The 17,953-nt window shown below is 69.1% G+C and carries 13 protein-coding genes and 4 pseudogenes; 10 read left to right on the plus strand and 7 right to left on the minus strand.

Annotated features, from left to right (window positions below; genetic code table 11):
• Positions 1 to 542: 542 nt before the first annotated feature.
• Both ACF09K_RS31160 and ACF09K_RS31165 read right to left on the minus strand, forming a co-directional pair.
• Positions 543 to 746: a hypothetical protein gene (locus tag ACF09K_RS31160; RefSeq protein WP_392248673.1), complete on the minus strand. Its 204-nt coding sequence runs from the start codon at positions 744 to 746 to the stop codon at positions 543 to 545.
• 560 nt (positions 747 to 1,306) lie between these two features.
• Positions 1,307 to 2,830, minus strand: a complete 1,524-nt coding sequence (locus tag ACF09K_RS31165) for a hypothetical protein (RefSeq protein WP_392248674.1) — start codon at positions 2,828 to 2,830, stop codon at positions 1,307 to 1,309.
• 193 nt (positions 2,831 to 3,023) lie between these two features.
• On the opposite strand from ACF09K_RS31165, the pseudogene ACF09K_RS31170 reads away from it, so the two are divergent.
• Positions 3,024 to 3,278, plus strand: a pseudogene (locus ACF09K_RS31170) (transposase); the annotation flags it as partial.
• A 201-nt stretch (positions 3,279 to 3,479) separates the two neighbouring features.
• On the opposite strand, the gene ACF09K_RS31175 reads toward ACF09K_RS31170, so the two are convergent.
• A protein-coding gene (locus ACF09K_RS31175; protein ID WP_392248675.1) for an IS5 family transposase occupies positions 3,480 to 4,335 on the minus strand; the annotation gives its coding sequence in 2 pieces (ribosomal slippage) (positions 3,480 to 3,972 and positions 3,971 to 4,335; 858 coding nt in all).
• Positions 4,336 to 4,576: 241 nt separating this feature from the next.
• Complete coding sequence (locus ACF09K_RS31180; RefSeq protein ID WP_392248676.1) at positions 4,577 to 5,188, minus strand: TetR/AcrR family transcriptional regulator; 612 nt, start codon at positions 5,186 to 5,188, stop codon at positions 4,577 to 4,579.
• A gap of 128 nt (positions 5,189 to 5,316) precedes the next feature.
• Here ACF09K_RS31180 and ACF09K_RS31185 point away from each other — a divergent pair, with 128 nt between their 5' ends.
• Together ACF09K_RS31185 and ACF09K_RS31190 are read left to right on the plus strand one after the other, a co-directional pair.
• Entirely contained in the window at positions 5,317 to 5,964 is a 648-nt protein-coding gene (locus ACF09K_RS31185) for a hypothetical protein (RefSeq protein ID WP_392248677.1), read from the plus strand.
• 113 nt (positions 5,965 to 6,077) lie between these two features.
• Positions 6,078 to 7,688 (plus strand): alpha/beta hydrolase, encoded by a 1,611-nt coding sequence (locus ACF09K_RS31190; protein ID WP_392248678.1) that lies wholly within the window; start codon positions 6,078 to 6,080, stop codon positions 7,686 to 7,688.
• Between the two features lie 169 nt (positions 7,689 to 7,857).
• Here the strand turns inward: ACF09K_RS31190 and ACF09K_RS31195 are convergent, their stop codons facing one another.
• The 3 genes from ACF09K_RS31195 to ACF09K_RS31205 are packed head-to-tail and all read right to left on the minus strand — an operon-like array spanning position 7,858 to position 10,924.
• Entirely contained in the window at positions 7,858 to 8,694 is an 837-nt protein-coding gene (locus tag ACF09K_RS31195) for a carbohydrate ABC transporter permease (protein ID WP_392248679.1), read from the minus strand.
• A complete protein-coding gene (locus ACF09K_RS31200; RefSeq protein WP_392248680.1) occupies positions 8,688 to 9,575 on the minus strand; it encodes a carbohydrate ABC transporter permease in 888 nt (295 codons plus the stop codon). The genes ACF09K_RS31195 and ACF09K_RS31200 overlap by 7 nt, the downstream gene beginning before the upstream one ends.
• 29 nt (positions 9,576 to 9,604) lie before the next feature.
• A complete protein-coding gene (locus ACF09K_RS31205; RefSeq protein WP_392248681.1) occupies positions 9,605 to 10,924 on the minus strand; it encodes an ABC transporter substrate-binding protein in 1,320 nt (439 codons plus the stop codon).
• Between the two features lie 362 nt (positions 10,925 to 11,286).
• On the opposite strand from ACF09K_RS31205, the gene ACF09K_RS31210 reads away from it, so the two are divergent.
• The 7 genes and pseudogenes from ACF09K_RS31210 (at position 11,287) to ACF09K_RS31240 (ending at position 17,921) form a co-directional block, all read left to right on the plus strand.
• Complete coding sequence (locus tag ACF09K_RS31210) at positions 11,287 to 12,288, plus strand: SIS domain-containing protein (protein ID WP_392248682.1); 1,002 nt, start codon at positions 11,287 to 11,289, stop codon at positions 12,286 to 12,288.
• Positions 12,289 to 12,505: 217 nt separating this feature from the next.
• On the plus strand, positions 12,506 to 13,378 hold the full coding sequence (locus ACF09K_RS31215) for a PfkB family carbohydrate kinase (RefSeq protein WP_392248683.1): 873 nt from the start codon (positions 12,506 to 12,508) through the stop codon (positions 13,376 to 13,378).
• Between the two features lie 90 nt (positions 13,379 to 13,468).
• On the plus strand, positions 13,469 to 14,521 hold the full coding sequence (locus ACF09K_RS31220) for a LacI family DNA-binding transcriptional regulator (RefSeq protein WP_392248684.1): 1,053 nt from the start codon (positions 13,469 to 13,471) through the stop codon (positions 14,519 to 14,521).
• 150 nt (positions 14,522 to 14,671) lie between these two features.
• Positions 14,672 to 14,791, plus strand: a pseudogene (locus tag ACF09K_RS31225) (LysR family transcriptional regulator); the annotation flags it as partial.
• Positions 14,792 to 15,023: 232 nt separating this feature from the next.
• Positions 15,024 to 16,003: pseudogene (locus ACF09K_RS31230) on the plus strand (IS5 family transposase).
• Between the two features lie 27 nt (positions 16,004 to 16,030).
• Positions 16,031 to 16,867, plus strand: a pseudogene (locus ACF09K_RS31235) (helix-turn-helix transcriptional regulator); the annotation flags it as partial.
• Between the two features lie 178 nt (positions 16,868 to 17,045).
• Positions 17,046 to 17,921, plus strand: coding sequence for a helix-turn-helix transcriptional regulator (locus ACF09K_RS31240; RefSeq protein ID WP_392248685.1), 876 nt, complete (start codon positions 17,046 to 17,048; stop codon positions 17,919 to 17,921).
• The last annotated feature ends 32 nt before the right edge of the window (positions 17,922 to 17,953 follow it).

Consider the following 17,953-nt stretch of genomic DNA (forward strand, 5'->3'; position numbering starts at 1 on the left):
CCCTACCGTCCACTTTCGCAACAGGCCCTCCTACTTCCAGCCGTAGGTCGTGATCTTGCTTGCGGGCGGCACGGGCGCGGGCGAGGGCTCGTCGGGGTTGGGCTGGTCTTCCGGGGTGTTCACGTGACTCCTCCTGTGGTTCGGCCCGGTGTGTGCCGGGTTGCTGGGTGTGCGGCTGCGGGGCCGTCGCCGGGGTGGGCTGCGGGCGGAGGCTGTGGGCGGCTTCGCGTGCCCGCCGGCTGTCCTGGAGCGTGGCGGCCACCTGTGCGGCGGCGGCTTCGAGGGTCTGGCGGGTCTGCTCCACCGCGTCGACTCCGGCCTCCGGCTCCGAGAAGCGGCCGTCCTCCCGGCCGGCGCGGAACGGCCGCGGGTGCGACCTCGAGGCGGCGGGCACCGCGACGGCGTACGGGCGGGAGCGGGAGCCCAGGCGCTCCGCTCGCCGCGCGGCACGGACCCGGGCGGCCAAGGCGCCGGCGGCAAGGCGGGCCCGCTCGGACCGGGGCAGCAGCGGTTCCACGAAGGCCCATTCGGCGTCGGACAGTTCATGGCGACGTATCACCCGGCCATGATCCCCGATCGAAGATCATTTGACGACAGACCCTAAGGGGCACGAGGGCCTCGATGGCTGCCGGGTTGGGCACCGAGTTGTTGCTGAGCCGGCGGACCACCTGGCCGAACGCGATGCCGAGTTTGGCCGGCAGTGGGACATCCGACCAGTGGAAGGAGGTCATCAGCAGCGTCAGCATGTCCTCGAACGCGCTCCGCAGGGCGTTGACGCTGCTGTAAGGACACAGCACCGGCGACCAGCAGGCTGCGGCCGCGTTCCAGCCGCTCGAGGACGGCCTTGAGCATCTTCAGGCCGAGGTCGCCGGCGTAGCGGTGGCGCTGGTCCACGCGGCTGAGCAGCTTGCCGTCCTGCACGCCTTCGTTCGGGTAGAAGCGGCTGAGCGTCTCGAACCATGCCTCCTGGCTGCTCAGCGAGTGGACGCCGCAGCCGATGAGGATCTGGTGGAGAACTTTCGCGCGCAGCGGGCGGGCGCCGCGCAGGACGGCTCCATAGGTGGCGTGCGAGTAGCCGGGAGCCTGCTGGGCGAGGGTGCGGTGGCTTACTGATCGTTTCAAAATGATGTCCGCAGGCGGCTACTGAGCTTGTCTGTCTCAGCCACAGGGGAAGGGAGTCCCCGGCACTGGGACCGGTGTCGTAGGAAGCCGGGCGGATCGGGGAGGGCTATTGGGGGTCGGGGCGGGGCTCGGGCAGGAGCTTCGCTCATCGTGACCGCCTCGCCGCCGGTGGCGGAGAGGGCCGTCACCGGCAGGCGCCCTGCCGGTAAATCCGGTTGTGTTCCAGGAGGACCTCCACCCGCGCCCGCACGTCCTCCCGCGGGCTGCCGAGCAGATCCCGCAGGAGGCAGGGGGTGCCGCGGAGCGCGCTGAGGGCGGTGCCGCGGACGCCGGGGTCGGGGTCATCGGCGAACGGCGGGAGCGCGTCGTCGGGCAAGGCACCGAGCATGCGCAGCGCGGACAGGGCGCGGGCGCGGATCCCGGCGTGCGGGTGACGGAGGAGGGGGTGCAGCAGGGCTGCGTCCTCGGGGTGCTCCTGCTCGGCGAGGCCGAGGACCGCGGCCGGGACGACGGTGGCCGGGGCGGCGCACAGTGCCTGGTAGTGCGCGCGGAGGTCGTACCCCTGCGTCCGGAGTTCTCGGCATGCCCTCGCGCGCACGCCTGCGGAGAGGTCCGTCAGGTACCGGGGCAGTTCGTGGCCGCGGCCGGCATGGCGCAGTCGTCCCACGGCGGCGGAGCGCACGAAGGTGTCCCGGGCGGAGAGCAGGCGGTCGAGGACCACGTCCCCTTCCGGGTGGGCGAGGACGGCCGCGCAGGCGTGGCGCCGGATCTTCCGGTACCGGTGGGTGGCGGCGAGAGTGGCGAGGTCGTCGACGTGGAGGAAGCCGGTCTCCACGGCGGTGGCGAAGGTGTTGAGGCGAAGACCGTAGGCGCGGTCGTTGTCGAGGTGGGCGAAGAACCGGGCCTTGGCGTCGTCCAGGACCGCCTGCTGCCCGGAGGCGAGCGCGAGACGTATCGCGGTGCGCACGCCCAGCGCACGCACGCCCTCGTCGCGGTCCTGCTCGGCCAGCGCCCAGGCCTGCTCCATGGCCGGCACCCCGTACATGGTGGCCGCCTCCAGGCCGGCGAGCCGGGACTCCCGGCCGTTCGTCAGGAGGTAGGTGAGCGTGTCGTCGGGCAGTGCGCCGAGGCGCCCCAGGACGGCCTCCCGCGCCCAGGCCCCGTACCACCTCCGCATCCCCACCAGGACGGCCAGGGAGGCCAGTTGACGCGGCAATGCCTTGCCGGAGTCGCCGAGCGCACGTTCGAGAACGGCGCGGGCGAGGGTCCGCACACGTTCATCGGTGTCCGCGCTCCGGATCAGAACGAGCGGCAGAACGGAGACGGGCAGTTCCGCCGACTCATCGAGCGCCAGCGCCGCCGCACGAACGCGGGGATCCCCGTGACACAGGCACAGAGCGATCTCGGACTCGGTGGGCGGCAGGCTCCAGGACGGGGCTCCGGTCCCGCCAAGGCCCTCCTGCCAGTACGGGGCCCGACGCCAGTCCGCGATCTCCCGCGTGTTCACCGACCAGAAGCCGACACGTATCCAGGAGGTCGACTTCCAGCCGCGGAACACGTGGCTGTAGGTGGCCCAATGGACGCGGCTGTCGAGCCGGATCCAGTCCTCGGCCCCTCCGGACCCGATCGCGGACTCCACACCCTTGCCGTGGAGCAGCCGCTCGAAGGGGGCATAGAGCTGGGTGGGGCCGAGGCCGTACGTTGTCATGCGCGACTGTAGCCCGGTCGCCCGCCCCTCCCGCCAACCGATTTCCAGCACGGGCGAAGAGGGCTCGGCCCGGCAGGCGACTCGTGTCCATAACCGAAGAAGCCGACAGACCCAGCAGGGTGTGCAACAAGACACAAGGCGCGACAGCAGGCCACCACCAAGATCCATAAGCATGAAGTTCGACGTGGTCAAGTACGCCGACAAGGGCTACGACTTCGACCACCTGCGCGGCTGGTTGCGCCGTCGACAGATCGTGCCACGCATCGCCGGCCGCGGCACCGAGCCGTCCGGTCGTCTGGGCCGGCATCGCTGGGTGGTCGAGCGCACGATGTCCTGGCTGAATGGCTGCCACCGTCTGCACCGCCGCTACAAGCGCACGGCCGAACACTTCCTCGCCTTCGTCGGCATCGCCAGCGCCCTCATCTGCTACCGCCGACTCACCCGATGAGGCGCGCCTTCCTCAGGGCCCAGCGCCAAGAGCGATCTACCAGTGGTGCCAGACCTCGGCGGGAGTGATGTCCCAGGAAGCGCCCGCGAGCTCTCCCGTGTTGAAGAACGACGCCCAGCTCAGGATCGTATCGCCAGCGCGCTGCCCGCCCCGATCGAACTCAAAGTGAGACCAGCGCAGGTCGCCCGTTAGGCGGTGTCTTCAAAGAGGGTTGAGCCAAAGGAGGAGGGATGCGATGGTGACGGCCGCCTGGTAGGACTCTCGGGTTTTGTCATAGCGAGTGGCGATCGCGTGGTACTGCTTGAGGCGGTTGAAGCAGCGTTCGACGACGTTGCGCTTCTTGTAGAGCTGCTTGTCGAAGGCGCGCGGTCTGCCTCCGTCGCGGCGTTTGCGGGTTCGGTTGGCCCGCTGGTCGCGGCGTTCGGGCATGGTGTGGCCGATCCCGCGTTTGCGCAGGTAGGCGCGTATCTTGCGGGAGCGGTAGCCCTTGTCGTCCAAGACGTGGTCCGGGCGGGTTCGGGGTCGTCCGGGCCCGGCTCTGCGGACCCGGATGGTGTCCATGACGTCCTCGAAGCGGGTGCAGTCGGCGGCGTTGCCGCCGGTGAGGACGAAGCCGAGCGGCCGGCCGCGACCGTCGCAGGCGAGGTGGATCTTCGTGGTCAGTCCGCCTCGGGATCGCCCGAGGGCGTGATCACATACTTCGTCCCCCGACTCCGCCTCTTTTTCGGGCGCCGGCGGCATGCTGGTGGGCCCGAGCGACCGTGGAGTCCACCGACACCAGCCAGTCGATGTCACCGGCGGCGTCCTTCTCCGCCTGGACCGCGGCCGACATCCGCGTGAAGGTCCCGTCCAGAGCCCACCTGCGAAAACGTGTGTACAGCGTCCAGGACCCGTACCGCTCCGGCACATCACGCCACGCCGACCCCGTCCGCAGCTTCCACACGATCCCATTCAGCACCCGCCGGTCGTCCAGCCGCGGCCGCCCCCAAGACGACTGCGGCAACAACCCGGACAACGCTTCCCACTCCACATGCGTCAGCTCATGACGACGCACCATACCGACATGATCCCCACCAGAACCCTTTGAAGACACTGCCTAGGTCCGCCAGCGGGAACATCATTGCCGAGGTCCTCGCCGCGCTGGTCGTTGCGGTCGTCGTCGAGGACTCCGCGGCTGGCCGCGTACTCACCAAGCGGGACGCCGCCGACCGCCCCGGTCTGCACAAGGAGGGCATGCTCACTGTGCCCTCGCGCCCCTCACCGTCGGGTGGAACCGCTGCAGAGGGCGGTTGGTTCGGTCACGGCCGAGTCGGCCCGGCAGGTGGCGCGGGGCCGGTGGAGAGGACGTGGTCGACGGCGGCGTTGAGGGTCTCGGTCTCGGCGATGAGGACGGATTCACGGGTCGGCAGGGCGCGTTCGACCGAGAGTCCGTTGAGGATGGTGAGAAGGAACCTGACGTTGCGGGTGTGGTCTCCCGGGGGCAGTACGCCTTCCTCGGCAAGCACGGTCAGCCAGTGTTCGACCCGGCGCTCCGCCTCCCGCTCATGGCCGAGGTACGCGGCGCGTACCGATTCGGTCGGCTCGGGTTCGATGAACGTCTTGTACGTCGCGCCCCATGCGGTTCGCGCTTCTTCGTTGGTGCCGGTCAGTGCGAGAACCTGCCGCAGGCAGTTCAGCAGCCGTTCGCGGGGCGGCAGGGCCCGGTCCCGGATCGGGTCGCCGGGCAGCAGGTGTTCGTAGATCCGCGCGAGCAAGCTGTCCTGCAGGGCGCGCTGGGTGGGGAAGTGGAACCTCAGCGAGCCGGTGCTCACTCCCGCACGCGCGGCGACCGCTCGCACGCTCAGCTTCGCGGCTACGTCCTCGGCGATCATCTCCGCAGCGGCCTTGAGGATCTTCTCGCGTGTGTCCATGCCCCGCTCTCCTTCGCCTCTCCCAACGCCCTTCACTCTACTAGCACGCCGTACTAGTACAGCGTGCTAGCGTCTTCCCTAACACGCTGTACTAGTGAGGGTGCGGCTGATGCACGAAGGGGCGGAGCATGGCGTTGAAGCGGTGGGCGGCATCGAGGCACCTCAAGCCGGGAGACGGCAGGGAGCTGCAGCGGTTCCGCTGGTGGCAGCTCCCCCTGCGCTCCCTGTTCTGGCTACGGCTTCCCGGTGCCGGCGGGCACGACCGCCTGCACGCCGTCGACGTACGGCACTGGGCGCGGTTGGACAGCGGCAAGATCCGGGCGCATCTCTTCCTGGACGGCAGGCACGTGGCCGAGTCGAAACTGCCCGCGGTCTTCCCTGTCGACGGAGGCGTCATCGAGGTGGCGATGAGCAGCTACGGCATCAAGCGCTGCCACTACCGCCCCTCGGGCGGACAGCCGCGGCAGCTCACGCCCGATCCGGCCTCGGCGGAGGGACGGCGGGCGCGCTTCGGTGCCCGCCGTCCGGGACTGAGCCGGGCGATCGCCATCGGATCGGTGCTGCTGCTTGTCATCGGTGTGGGCCTGAACCTGTTGCAGCTCGCTGAACCCCTCTCTCACATTCCTCCCGTCACACAGCGGGTCGGAACGTTCGAAGCGCCGATACACCTGCCGATCTGGCTGAACCTCACGCTGGGGGGCGGGGCCGTTCTGGCGAGCATGGAGCGCGCGCTCCGCCTGCGCTACTCCTCCCTGCTCGACGCGGCCGGTCGCTGACCCCCCGAAGCGAGGAAGGCGCGACCACGTCAGCCCTCTTCGGCCGGCCTCTCGCGCGACCGGCATGGCCGGGCTGCATGGAATGACACACGTAGGACGAAAGGAAGATCCTCATGATCCAGTTGAGGCGACGGACCGCCGCCCGGTACGGGGCGGCGTTCGCCGCAGCCCTCATGGTCCTGACGGGGTGTTCGTCCGGCGCCCCGGGGCCGCGCAGCATGTCCGCAGCGGGCACGTCGCCCCCGGTCCCCTCCCCGGCCCCGCTCGCTTGGAGCGCGTGCGGAAAGAACCTGGAATGCGCCACGATCAAGGTGCCGCAGGAATACACCGACCCCGAGGGCGCTCAGATTCCGCTCGCGGTCATGCGGCACCGGGCCACTGATCCCGACCACCGCATCGGCAGCCTGATCTTCAACCCGGGCGGACCCGGAGTCTCCGCCACCGAAACACTGCGCAACCTGCCCAGGACAGCCGGCACTCCCGGCGCCTTCTCGCCCGCGGTGCTCGCCGGATTCGACGTCATCGCGATGGACCCGCGCGGCGTCGGCGCATCGCAGGCCGTCCGCTGCCTGACCGACGAGCAGCGAGCCGACGCCGCCGGCACCGAATTCGACCCTTCCGTCCCCGGGGGCAAACCCCTGCCGCGGCTGCTGGCCGATGCCGTCGCGTTCACCGACGGCTGCGTCAAGCACCAGAGCAAGAAGTTCCTCGCCAGCCTGTCCACCGACAACGTGGCCCGCGACATCGACCAGGTGCGCTCCGCGCTCGGCGAGGACAAGATCACGTACTACGGCTTGTCCTACGGCACCGTGGTCGGCCCGATGTACGCCACCCTGTTCCCTCACCGCGTTCGCCAGATGGTGCTCGACGCGCCCGTCGACACCAACCAGTGGTTCGGCGACTCCCTCCCCTTCCAACACGACGTCGCCGTGGCGAGCGAACGAACCCTCAACGCCTGGTTCGAGACCTGCCGCTCCGAAGGGACCGCAGTGTGTCCGTTCGGCGCGGGAGACCCGCAGGCGGCGTTCGACACACTGATCGAGACGCTGGAAGCAACGCCGCTGAAGGTCGCCCCCGTCGAGGGCGTCACCCCGGGGGGCGAGCTCGACGGCGCCATGGCCCTGGAGACCACCCGGGCCCTGGCCGGCGACCAGAACGCCTGGCCCTTGCTGACCTCGGCGCTGCTGGCCGCGCAGAAGGGCAACGGTGCTGCCTTGCACACCATGTGGAGCAGCGTCACGGTCTCCCCCTTCCCCGTCCCTACCGCGATGTTCGAGACCCACACAGCGGTACGCTGCGCCGATTGGAAGACCCCGTCCGGCATCGCCGCGCACAAGGCCGCAGCCGCCAAGGCCACTGCCGAGGCGAAGCGGATCGGGGTCCGGGCCGCCTACTCCGCCCTGAACTGCGCCCGGTGGCCCGCGCCGAACAAGGACCGCGTCACCAAGCCGCTCACCGGCTCCGGTGCGCCCCCGGCACTGGTGGTCGCAGGTCGGCTGGACCCCGTCACCCCCCACCACTGGGCCGAGAACACGACCCGGACCCTGGACTCCGCGGTCCTGCTCACCCGTGAAGGAGTCGGACACGGCTCCTACGGCATCAACTCATGCGTCAACAAAGCAGTTGACGCTGCACTCCTCCACGGCACCCACCCCGCCGACGGCACAGTCTGCAAGACGGACACGCCCGCCACCACCCGCCCCCTTGTCCCCGCCGACCGTTGAGTCACAGCCGGTTCTCACCCGCATACGCATACGCATACGCATACGCAGGGCATGACCGTAGAGCGAGCAGAAGGACATGCTCGCCGGCTGACTGATGTTCAAGATTGGATCCGGTCGGCCGCGGCGGGTGGGCAATCGGCGTGGGGTTCTCCATTCTTGCCGGGGGCGTTCACTTGCCGATGCCGTCGGCCAGACCTTTGACGATGTAGCGCTGGCCGAAGAGGAACAGGAGTACGACGGGGAGCGCGGCGATCACCATGCCGGCGAACACGACGGGAAAGTCCGTGCCGTGCTTGCTCATCAGGCTCGTCAGGCCGACCGGCAGGGTCTGCATGTCATTGCCGTTGGTGAACACCATGGCGAACAGGTACTCGTTCCAGGCGAAGAGCACATGCAGCAGGACGGTGGACGTGATGATGGGCTTGCACATCGGCAGGATGATCCGCCAGAACGCGGTCCAGCGGCCGGCCCCGTCGATCTGTGCCGCCTCGTCCACCTCGCGCGGCAGGTCGATCATGTAGGCGCGGATGAGGAAGGTGGTGAAGGGGATGCGGAAGGCCGTGTAGAGGATGAGCAGTGCCCAGAAGCTGTTGTACAGGCCGATCGTCTGGAACATGCGCACGAGCGGGACCAGGGCGACGGTCGGGGTGAGCATGAGGCCGCCCAGGATGGCGGCGGTGAGCACCTTGTTGAGCGGGATGTCTACCCGTGTCAGTCCGTACGCCGCCCAGGCGCTGATGAAGACGGTCGCCACTGTGGACGTGACTGTGACCAGGACACTGGCCGCGAGGTAGTCGCTGACGCCGCGGTTCCACGCGTCGCGGTAGTTGCCGAAGCTCAGATCGGTGGGGAGCGCGAAGGGGTTGCCGAAGAGTTCAGCGTTGGTCTTGAAGCCGTTCAGGATCATCCACAGCAGCGGATAGAGCACCACGACCGCGAGACTCAGCAGGAAGGCCCACATGAACAGGCGTGCGATGACGCCGAGGAAGCCGAGACGGCTCACCATTCCACCCTTCTTCTTCGGGTGAACCACAGCTGTGCCATCGCGATCGTGAGGGTGATCACGAAGATGATGGTGCCGATGGCCGCGGCGTGGCCGAAGTCGTTGCGTACGAATCCGTTGCGGTACAGCCACGTGCCGAGCACGTGGGTCGAGTTGTCGGGTCCGCCGCTGGTCATCACCATGACCTCGTTGAACACCTGGAAGGCGCCCGACACGGTGACCAGGAGCATGAGTCCGGTCATCTCCCGCACGAGCGGGAGCGTCACCTGGAAGAAGCGGCGGATGGGTCCGGCGCCGTCCAGGGCGGCCGCTTCGTGGAGCTCTGCGGGGATTCGCTGGATGGCGACGGCGAACAGCAGCGTCGAGTAGCCGAAGCCCTGCCACTGGCTCATCGCGATGACCGCCGTCATGGCGGTGCTCTCCTGGCCCAGCCAGGCGTGGTCGAACGTGCCGGGCGCGACCGCCTCCAGGGCGTGGTTGAGCAGGCCGAGGTTGGGCTCGTAGATGAAGTAGAAGAGCAGTCCCGCGACGGTCAGTGAGATCGCGGAGGGGATGAAGTAGATCGTCCGGAGGGCGCGCTGCCACCGCGTACTGCGGATGCTTTCGACGAGTGCGGCGAGCAGGAGGGCACCGAAGACCTGGAAGACGACCGACAGCAGGGCATACCAGAGGTTGTTGGTGAAGGAGGTCCAGAAGACCGGGTCGGCGAACAGATCGCGATAGTTGTCCAGGCCGACGAACTGTTGGCTGCCGCTGTAGATGTCCCAGGTCAGCGTGGAGTAGCCGAAGTTCTGGACGAGTGGGAGGTAGACGAAGACCGCGAGCAGGACGAGGGCCGGTACGGTCCACGCGAGCCCGGCTGCTCTTCGGTACAGAGTACGCACCGGATTGATTTCCCTTCAGCCCGCGCAGGTCACTTGGCGGAGTCGGAGGCCCGGCGCACGCTGTCCATGACCTGCTCGGGCGACTTGCTGCCGCTGATGAGGGCCTCGCCGCCGGCCAGCCACGCGTCGGCGACCTCCGGTGCGGTGACCATGTCCAGCCAGCCGGCGAGCCGTGGGGCCTTGTTGACCAGGTCGATCCCCTCCTGGACGGCCTTGCTGGACGTCTGCGGCGTCACCGCGCCGACTACGGTGCTCGGCTGGCCGTAGGGCGGCGCGGACAGGGTTTTCGCGTGCGCGGTGCGCGTCACGAATTTCATGAAATCGACGGCGAGAGCCGCACGCGGAGACCGGGCGTTGACGAAGTACCCCTCGGGTGCGCCCTCGACGACCTTCGGGTCCCCCTTGGCCTCGGCGGCGGCGGGCAGCGGGAAGATGCCCAGGGCCCCGGGCTTGAGCATGCCGCCGGAGCTGGTGTTGTCGAATTCCAGGATCTCCTGGTAGTACATGGCGGCCTTGCCCTGCCCGAACGCCTCCTGTGCCGAGGTGTAGAGGACACCGTTGGTGCCGCGTCCGGTGTCGGTGCAGCCGGACACCAGGGTCTTGAACTGCTTGAGGGCGAGCAGGTAGCCCGGGTCGTTCCAGGTGGCGGTCTCCGGGGCGTAGTCGGCCTCGCGGACGTCGGTCGGCACGTTGTGGGCGAAGAGCTGCTGGAGGTAGTGCAGGGCGGGCCAGCCATCCTTGTTGCCGAAAGCGATGGGCTCGTAGCCGGCCTCGCGCAGATCCGGGCAGGCGGCGATCAGCTCTTCGAAGGTCTTCGGCACGTCGATGCCGGCCTTGTCGAAGGCAGACTTGTTGTAGCCCATGAACTTGCCGTTGTTGTACAGCGGGACGCCGTAGTAGCGACCGTCGTGGGCGAACGCCGACAGCGCCGACTCACTGAAGGTTTTGCCCCATGTGGTGCCGGGGCCGATCACCTTGGTGAGGTCCGCCGCGCGGCCTCCGCGGATGAAGTTCTCCGCCCAGTTGCCCGTCCAGGTGAAGTAGATGTCGGGCAGGGCGTCCGATGCGGTGAGCGTCTTGGTCTTGTCCTTGATGCTCTGGTCGGTCTCCTGGATCAGTTCGACGTTCACCTTCGGGTGCTTGCGCTCGTACGCGGCGGCGAGGTCCTCGAAGTAGGGCTCCAAGGGCTTGCCCGCGAACTTGGTGAGGACACTCAGGGTGCCGGAGTGCTCCGGCTTCGCGGTTACGTCGGCCGTGGGGCCCTTCGCCGGTCCGGCGAAGCAGCCGGTGAGGACGAGTGCCGAAGCCCCGAGGAGTGCCGCGGACCGTGTCAGTGCACGTGCGCGCATGGGCGTCCTTTCGTCGATGGGAAGGCCCGCCGAAGGCGCGGGCGCGTCGGATCCGCTGCGGGGTGTCCGGGGGACGGCCGCTGGCGTGCGGCGACTGTACAGAGAATCTGATACCGGTACCAGAGCCAGAGCGAAGATCTTCTTCGGGAAGGTGCGCGGGTGTGCCGCCGGGTGACCGCTTCCCTGCCCGTGCGGATCAATGAATTAGCACTTCAGAGCCGACTTTCGAGGCCGACGCATAGCGGTGGACGCCTCACCGCTGTTGACGCCGTCGATGCGCTGTGTCAGCGTGTGGCCCGCGTGATACCGGTATCAGGTCGCTCAGCGCCGCCGGCCGCACCCGTTCCCGAAAGGACGCGAAGATGCTCGGATTCGACGAGCCGGAATTCCTCTCCCAGCTGGCGAGCACGGTGGCCCTGCGCCCCCGGATCGAGGAACTCGCCGACCGTCTCACGGACGACGGCTTCGACAACCTCTTCCTCGTCGGCGCCGGCGGAACCTACGCCCAGATGTGGCCGTACGAACAGCTCGCCCGCCGCACCTCGAAGCTGCCCGTCCACGCCGTCATCGCGGCGGAGCTGGTCACCGGAGCAGAGGCGACGCTCGGCGAGCGCTCGATCGCCGTCTTCACCTCGGTGTCGGGCACCACCGAGGACAGCCTCCGGGCCATCGAGTACTGCAAGGCGAAGGGGGTTCGCACCGTCGGGTTCACGGGCTACGCCGAGTCCCCCATCGCCCGGAGCGTGGACGTGGCCCTCGTCTCCGAACCGAAGGCCTGGCCCTTCGACCCGCAGATGCTGCTGCTCGTGGGGCGGCTGCTCGCGCGCCGGGGCGAGTTCGAGGGGTACGAGAAGCTCGCCGACGAACTCGCCGGACTGCCCGGCATCCTGCTTGGCGTGGCACAGCAGGCCGAGCCGACGGCCGCCGCCTTCGCCGAGGCCCACAAAGACACGGACTACCACTTCCTGGTCGGCGGCGGAAACCTGTGGGGGTTCACCTACCTGTACTCCATGTGCATCCTCGAGGAGATGCAGTGGCTGCGCACCACCCGCGTGCACAGCGCCGAGTTCTTCCACGGCTCCCTGGAACTCATCGAAGAGGACACGAGCGTGCTCGTGTTCCAAGGCGAGGACGAGACCCGCGCCCTCACCGACCGGGTCGAAGCCTTCGCCAAGCGCATCTCCCGTGACGTGACCGTCTTCGACACCCGCGACTACCCGCTGCCCGGCATCAGCCCGGAGTTCCGCGGCCTGCTCGCACCGCTGGTGCTCGACACCGTCATGGGCCGGGTCAGCAAGCACCTGGAGCGGGTGCGCGGGCACTCGCTCGACCTGCGCCGCTACTACCGCGTCATGGACTACTAAGCCATGCAGCCGGCCGCTGCCTCACCGGGAACGACTCCGGCGGCAGCGGCCGGTCCGGCGCGGTCCCCCGTCCCGCCCGAGAACTGCGGCGCACGGCCGTCGTCTCGCCCACACACGGTCCGCAGTCCGCACCCGCCGCCCGGCACCGAGTCCGGTGCCGGGCGCCCGTCCGTGCCCCGCGCCCCCTGGCGCGCCGGGCCAGCGCACAGGAGAACCCATGAGAGTCCTCGGCTTCGGCGACAACATCGTCGACCGGTTCGTCGACCGCGGCGTCGACTACCCGGGCGGCAACAGCGTGAACGTGGCCGTCTACGCCAAACGCCTCGGTTTGGAAGCGGCGTACCTTGGTGTGTTCGGCGACGACACCCTCGGCCGTTTCCTGCGCGAGGCCATCGCGGACACCGGGGTGGCCGTCGATCACTGCGCCGTGCGCGACGGCGAGAGCGGCGTGTCCACCCTGCGGGTCGACTCCGGCGACCGTGTCTTCCTCGGCTGGAACGGAGGCGGCGTCACCGTGCGCGAGCCGCTGGTCCTCGACAGAGGTCTGCTCGCCTACGTGTCCTCCTTCGACCTAGTGCACTCCAGCGTGTACTCGGGCAGCGAGAGCGAACTGCCCAAGCTCGCCCGTCTCGACACGCTCACGACCTTTGACCTGTCCAGCGAAGAGGAGTACCGCACACCCGACTACCTGGACCGGGTCTGCCCGTACGCCGACCTCGTGCTGCTGTCCTGCTCCCACCTGAACGAGACGGCCACCCGCGACCTGCTGGTCGAGGCGGTGCGGCGCGGCGCCGGACTCGCCCTCGCCACCCGAGGCGCCGAGGGCGCCGTCGCCCACGACGGCCACGCGACCGTAGCGGCGCCCGCCCGCCCCCTGGACAACGGGGCACCCCTCGTCGACACGATGGGCTGCGGTGACGCCTTCCTCGCCGGTTTCGTGGTCTCACTGCTGCGCGCAGGATGGCGGAGACCGACCCCACCCGACCGCCACCAGATGGAACGCGCGCTGCGCGACGGCGCGGACGCCGCCCACGACCAGTGTTTCACCGAGGCGGCATTCGGCCGCGGCCGGCCCACCGGCTGTGCCTAGCATGTGGACAGCCGTCGATCACGAGAAGCGAGGTACCGAGCGATGCCAGGAGAGCGGCCCCGCCCATCGACGTCCCCGACGATCTCCGAGGTGGCCGCAGAGGCCGGTGTCGGCCGGGCAACCGCCGCCCGCACGCTCGGCGAATACGGATACGTCAGCCCGGAGCTGAAGGAACGGGTACTCGCCGCGGCCGAGAAACTCGGCTATCGCGCGAACGCGCTGGCCCGCAGCATGTCGACAGGAGTGACCCATACCCTCGGAGTCATCGTCGCGGACATCGGCAACCCGTTCTTCGCGGGTGTCGTACGCGGCATCTGCGACACTTCCCGCGCCCGCGGATTCGACACATTGGTCGTCAGTACGTACGAGAGGCTCGACGAGGAGGTGGCAGCGGCCAACCTCCTCGTCGACAAGCGCGTCGACGGCATGATCGTCGCGTCGGCGGCGGTCGACCGCTCCTCGGTGGGCCACATCCGCACAGCCCTCGACCGCGGAATCCCGGTGGTCCTCGTCGACCGTGCGGTGCCCTCGCTCGATCTGGACGCCGTCGTCATCGACAACCGGGACGCGGCCCGCGAAGCGGTGGAGAAGCTCATCGCGGCCGGGCACCGGCGTATCGGATTCATCTGGGGCCCGCCGGTGGACAAGGCTCCCGCGACCCGCCGGGGACTGATTGCCGCCGCGTCCCGCAATCTGTGGACCGACGGGGAGCGCCTGCGTGGATACCTCGACGCGCTCGACGACGCGGGCATCCCCTTCGACCCCGAACTGGTGATGGTCGGGCCGAAGGTGGAGGAGCGGGCGGCCCGGGAGGTTGCCCGGATGCTCGACCTCCCCGACCGCGTCACCGCACTGTTCTGCACCGAGACCGACGGCGTCACCGGTGCGCTGCGGACCATCCGCGCACGGGGGTTGTCGTGCCCCGGTGATGTGTCCCTGATCGGGTTCGACGACAGCGCCTGGGCCGCAGTCATGGTGCCGCCGCTGACCATGATCGAGCAGCCGGTGCACCGCCTCGGGTCCACGGCCGCCGAGGTGCTGCTCGACGTCCTCGCGGGAGCCGAACCCCGCCGAGAGACGCACACCCTGCGCACCCACCTTGTGGACCGTTCGTCGGTGGCGGCGCCGCCCGGCCGGGTGTGAGGACTCAGTGGCGCTTCGTCGGGTTCTGCCCTGTCTGCGGCGGCTTCATCAGGTGGTAAGGGCCGCCGCACGGTCCGAGCGCCCGGCGAGGTGTCCGGACCGTGCGCCTGACATCAGACCCCGGACGTGCCGACCGTCTCCGCCAGTACGGTGCGCCAGTCCTCACCCGTGCGCACCGCCGAGGAACTGCACTTCGGGCGGGCGGCCAAGACGTTCGCCATCTCCCAGCAGGCGCTGTCCAAGAGGATCGTGCGACTGGAATCCCTGCTCGCCGGCTCGTAGCGCACCAGACCCGCGAGTTGTCGACGCAGCACCGCGTCCTCATGCCGCGAAACCAGAAGTTCGGCGTCCTTGGGCGCCTACCGGAGCAGGAGCACAGCCAGGACCGACAGCAGCTTCCTCCCGCCGGGGCGAAGTGTACGCACTTAGGGCCTGTGTGAGGTTGTGATCAGTTGCCGGGTTCTGTGCTCTTTGCGGGGTGGAAGCCGGTAGGACTGTGGTCGTGACGCGTAGGCAACTCACCCATGCCCAGTGGAAGTTCATCGAGCCGTATCTGCCGATCGGTAGGTACGGCCCGTATCCGGAGCGTTTGCGGGAACAGTTCGAGGGGGTGATCTGGCGGTTCCGCTCCAGCGGTCAGTGGCGGGAGATGCCTGCCGAGTTCGGCCCATGAGCCACCGTCTACGGACGTTTCCGCGTCTGGCGAGACGCCGGTGTGTTCACCGCCCTGCTGGAAGGCCTGATCGCTCAGGCAGCCCACGCGGAGCAAACAGACTTGTCGCTGGTCAGCGTGGACTCCACCACGGTCCGCGCCCACCACGACGCCGCGGGGCTCCGCGTCAGCAAGCACCTCATGTCGGCCCTGGAGGAAGCCGCGCAGGAGCAGGAGACAGCCCGACAAAAAGGGGTGGCGCGGAGGAACAGAGCGGACAGGACGAACGCCGGCGCATCCGGCGCCGACGCAAGCTCCGCCTGAAGCAAGCCCTGCTCGGCCGGTCCCGGGGCGGCCTCACCAGCAAGATTCATCTCGCGGCGGATCGCAGATGCCGTCCGCTGGCCTTCGTCTTGACCGCCGGGCAGGCCGCGGACAGTCCGCAGTTCATCCCCGTGCTCGAGAAAATGCGAGTTCCTCTGCCGGTCGGCCGTCCCCGCACCAGACCTGGCGCAGTCGCCGGTGACAAGGCCTACTCATCACGCGGAAACCGCCACTACCTGCGAAAACACCACATCAAAGCAGCTATCCCGGAGAAGAAGGACCAAGCCGCACACCGCGAGAAGAGAGGCAGCCGGGGCGGGCGGCCCGTCAGCCACGACGCCGACCTCTACAAGGAACGCAACACCGTCGAACGCCTGATCAACAAGCTGAAAGCCTGGCGAGGCATCACCACCCGCTACGACAAGTCACCCGAAAGCTACCTCGCCGGCCTCCACCTCCGAGCCTCCATGATATGGATCGACGACCTGCTCAAGACCACCGCGTGATCACGACATCACACAGGCCCTAGGAGGTTCCTCCGCGCACGGCGTGCCCGACTGCGCCCCGAAGACGTGGGCATTCCCACCTCCGGTCGTCGCAGGGTGCCCGGTCTGCGCCGTGAGGAGGTAGCCACGCTCGCCGGGGTGAGCACCGACTACTACATGCGCCTGGAACAGGGACGCGAACGGCACCCGTCGCAGCAGATACTCGAGGCCGTCGCGCGGGCTCTGCAACTGGACGACGATGCGGTGGCCCACCTGTATCGCGTGGCCACCCCGACCCCCCGCCGTACGCGCCGCGCGCCGCGCGTCGAACGCGTCGCCCCGCACCTGCGGCGACTCCTCGACACGTGGAGCGACACGCCCGCCTTCGTCCTGGGCCCCGCATTGGACATCCTGGCCCGCAACCGGCTCGCAAGCGCCCTCCACTCCGGCTTCACCCACTCCGACAACCTGCTGCGCATGACGTTCCTGGACCCGGCCGCGCGGCACTTCTACCGCGACTGGGACCGGGCCGCCGAGCCGACCGTGGCCACACTGCGGCGGGCGGCCGGTATCGACCCCGAGGACCCACGGCTGAGCCAGGTGGTAGGCGAACTGTCCGTGAAGAGCGCCGACTTCCCCGTCCTGTGGGCGCGCCACGACGTGCGCGGCAAGACCCGCGAGGCCAAGCTCCTCCACCACGCCCAGGTCGGCGACCTGGAACTGCACCACGAGTCCTTCACCGTCAACAGTGCCCCCGCCCAGCACCTCGTCGTCTACCAAGCCGAACCGGGCAGCACCTCCGCCGACGCCCTCGCCCCGCTCGGCTCGCTCAGTGCCGGCCCCGTGCCCACACAGGACATGGCGACGGGCGCCGTCTCCGACTGATGCACGCTCACGGCGGTGAGTGGCCCAGCCCAGTCCCGCGTTTCCTCGGTGTGCGATGGCTCGGACCGGGCCCCGCGGCCCGAATCCCGTGGACGGCCGACCCCGCGGGTGCGGCATGGCCGGACGCCTGGACGTCCCGTCCCCGTCGGCCGGCATTCCCCTCCGCTAGGTTGGGGTCATGAGCGACGGCACTCCTTTGGGAGACTTCCTCAGAGCACGGCGCGAAGCCCTCAAGCCGCAGGACGTGGGCCTGCCGGAGCACGGGCGCAGGCGGGTGCCGGGGCTGCGCCGCGAGGAGGTCGCCCTGCTCGCGGGCGTGAGCTCCGACTACTACATGCGCCTGGAACAGGGCCGGGAGACCAGCCCGTCGCCCCAGGTGATCGACGCGATCGCCGCCGCCCTCCACCTCGACGACGAGGCACACGACCACCTGCGCAGACTCACCCGGGCGCCCCAGGAGCGCCGCGGCGTTCCCGCCGGTCACGCCGGGATCAGCCCTCAGCTTCTGCAGCTGATCGACAGCTGGCCCGAAACCCCCGCCTTCATCCTGGGACCGGCCCTGGACATCCTGGCGCACAACGCGCTCGCCGCGGCCCTGCACAGCGGATTCCAGCGGTTCGACAACCTGGCCCGCATGATCTTCCTGGACCCGGCCGGGCCCACGTTCTACCAGGACTGGGACAAGGCCGCGAACTCCTGCGTGGCCGAACTGCGCGCCGCCTACGGATACGACCCCGATTCCCCGCGGATCACCGAAGTCGTCGGCACGCTCTGCGCGAAGAGTCCCGAATTCGCCGAACTGTGGGCAAGGCACGAGGTGAGGGGCAAGACCCAGCAGGCGAAGAACCTCGCACACCCCGAGGTCGGCGCTCTGGAGATCCGGTTCTCGGCGTTCACCGTCAACGGTGCCCCGCACCAGCAGCTGGTCGTCTACCAGGCCGAGCCGGCCGGTGCCGCCGCGGCTGCCTTCGTCGAACTCCGGTCCCGCTCCGGCCGAGGGAAATCCGTACATGTGGTGCAGGGAGAATCCGGCCGGGCTCTCAGCGACAGCTGACTTCCTATGTGACGCGGGTACGAAACGGGCCC

This window comes from Streptomyces sp. NPDC014882, from assembly GCF_043081325.1.
In the GTDB taxonomy this organism is placed as follows: Bacteria; Actinomycetota; Actinomycetes; order Streptomycetales; family Streptomycetaceae; genus Streptomyces.

Bases quoted from the DNA above. Each gene is read 5' to 3' on its own strand.
- ACF09K_RS31160 (WP_392248673.1), bottom strand. From the start codon at position 746: ATGCTGACGCTGCTGATGACCTCCTTCCACTGGTCGGATGTCCCACTG.
- ACF09K_RS31165 (WP_392248674.1), bottom strand. From the start codon at position 2,830: ATGACAACGTACGGCCTCGGCCCCACCCAGCTCTATGCCCCCTTCGAG.
- ACF09K_RS31180 (WP_392248676.1), bottom strand. From the start codon at position 5,188: ATGGACACACGCGAGAAGATCCTCAAGGCCGCTGCGGAGATGATCGCC.
- ACF09K_RS31185 (WP_392248677.1), top strand. From the start codon at position 5,317: ATGGCGTTGAAGCGGTGGGCGGCATCGAGGCACCTCAAGCCGGGAGAC.
- ACF09K_RS31190 (WP_392248678.1), top strand. From the start codon at position 6,078: ATGATCCAGTTGAGGCGACGGACCGCCGCCCGGTACGGGGCGGCGTTC.
- ACF09K_RS31195 (WP_392248679.1), bottom strand. From the start codon at position 8,694: ATGGTGAGCCGTCTCGGCTTCCTCGGCGTCATCGCACGCCTGTTCATG.
- ACF09K_RS31205 (WP_392248681.1), bottom strand. From the start codon at position 10,924: ATGCGCGCACGTGCACTGACACGGTCCGCGGCACTCCTCGGGGCTTCG.
- ACF09K_RS31210 (WP_392248682.1), top strand. From the start codon at position 11,287: ATGCTCGGATTCGACGAGCCGGAATTCCTCTCCCAGCTGGCGAGCACG.
- ACF09K_RS31215 (WP_392248683.1), top strand. From the start codon at position 12,506: ATGAGAGTCCTCGGCTTCGGCGACAACATCGTCGACCGGTTCGTCGAC.
- ACF09K_RS31240 (WP_392248685.1), top strand. From the start codon at position 17,046: ATGAGCGACGGCACTCCTTTGGGAGACTTCCTCAGAGCACGGCGCGAA.